This window comes from Bacillus sp. JJ664, from assembly GCF_036962205.1.
GTDB lineage: Bacteria > Bacillota > Bacilli > Bacillales > Bacillaceae_G > Gottfriedia.
The window spans coordinates 6,422-8,252 of record NZ_JBALMS010000044.1; the positions used below are offsets into that span (position 1 = coordinate 6,422).

The window sequence follows — 1,831 nt, forward strand, 5'->3', positions numbered from 1 at the left end:
AATCGTTGAGATCCATCCATCTCCTTTTGCTGTAGCTTGCACAACATTAGGTAATGAGAGTAGTCCAATGCCAACCTGACTTTGAATTAAAAAGAAGAATAGTTGAAATTTAGTAATTGAAGTCTTTTTAGTGATCATTTTTCTTCCACACCCTAGACATTCCTTGTTGACTTAATTTTTTAGGCTTAGCATCTGTCGGTCTAGTATTTAGTTTCCAAATTGGAAGTCTAATAAAGGTATCCTTTAAATCTTCTTTTTTAAATGGCGCAATTGGTGAAAAGTATGGAATGCCACAAGATTGTAATTTACTTAAATGCATAAATATAAGCATTAATGATAGGATGATTCCAAAAAATCCAAGTATCGATGCCGCAATCATAGTTGGAAAGCCTAATAATCTAGCACTTGTTCCCATTTCATTGATTGGTGCGACAAATGAAGCGATTGCTGTAAATCCAATTACGACGATCATCGTATTTGAAACTAAGTGAGCCTCTACAACAGCTGTCCCAATTACTAGACCACCAACAATACCAATCGTTTGTGCAATTGGTGATGGTAGACGAATAGAAGCTTCCTTTAATAATTCTAAAATGATTTGCATCGCAAATGCTTCAACTAATGGAAGGAATGGTACAAATTCTAAAGATACACGAATTGAGTATAGAAGCCCAACTGGTAGTACTTCTGAATGAAATGAAACAATTGCAATATAGATAGCAGGTAAACTGATCGCTACGATAAAGCTAAAAACCCTGATGATACGAAAAAAAGAGCCAATTAACCATCTATGATTATAATCATCAGGTGCCTGATAAAATGAAAAGAATGTAATTGGTACTATGGTCACCATAGGGCTCCCATCAACTATCAATGCAATTTTCCCATCTAATAAATAGGAGGTAGCACGATCAGGTCGTTCAGTGTTTAACACTTGAGGAAAAGGAGAATATGGATTATCTTCTATCAGTTCCTCTAAATTTCCAGTGGACTGAAGTTGATCGATTTGTATGCTTGAAATTCTTTTCATAATTTCTTCAACAAGCATACGATTTGCAAGTGAATCGATATAAACCATGGCAACTTTCGTATTTGTCATTTTTCCAATCGTAAAATATTCCACCTTGAAATCTGTATTTCTCACTCTTTTTCTTAACAATAGAATATTTGTGCTGATGCTTTCAATGAAACCGTCATGTGCACCATTTATATTTTGTTCTGTATTCGGCTCACTAATTGAGCGTACTTGGCTGTCTGACACTTCTGTCATAAAACCATCTGAACAATTCTCTTTTAAGATTACACAATAACCATCTACTAGCCTTTTTCCAATTGTTGATATTCTGGAAGATTTATTTATCTCCAATTTACTTAAATATTTTAAATCAGTTGAATCGCGTTGTAATAAGGGATCTACAACATAGGAAAAAAGTAAATCCTTTTTCACCATTGTATCCAAATACAATAACGTTAACGTTTCACTATTTTTATTGATTTCTGTCACAATTAAATCTTCTGTATTACAAAGAAAATCATTAATTTTTTCTATATTACTTTTTAAATCAACTGTTAATCTATTTTCATTATTTGCCTTTTGACCGGGGGATAATGTATCTTTAGAAAATCTCATGATGATACTCCTTATGTCTAATTAAAAATTATTCTATCCAAAATTATGTAGTTTATGAAAAATATACTTGTCCCCTTTTTACTGATAAAACAAACTCTGTCTTCGAATTCACTTTTGATATTTAAGAATACGTTAGTTGATTACAACTCTGGGTAGCTCCCTTTCCGTGTGGCTTGAGCAGAGAATGGTAGGCATGCTAAA

Annotated in this window: 2 protein-coding genes; both read right to left on the minus strand. The window is 33.1% G+C overall.

Annotated elements, in window-relative coordinates; genetic code table 11:
- On the minus strand, window positions 1-138 hold a 138-nt coding region (locus V7056_RS07580; protein ID WP_499700728.1), incomplete at its 3' end, for a GerAB/ArcD/ProY family transporter.
- Window positions 128-1,630, minus strand: coding sequence for a spore germination protein (locus V7056_RS07585; RefSeq protein ID WP_499700724.1), 1,503 nt, complete (start codon window positions 1,628-1,630; stop codon window positions 128-130). The genes V7056_RS07585 and V7056_RS07580, both read right to left, overlap by 11 nt.
- Between the last annotated feature and the right edge of the window lie 201 nt (window positions 1,631-1,831).

Bases quoted from the DNA above. Each gene is read 5' to 3' on its own strand.
- V7056_RS07585 (WP_499700724.1), bottom strand. From the start codon at position 1,630: ATGAGATTTTCTAAAGATACATTATCCCCCGGTCAAAAGGCAAATAAT.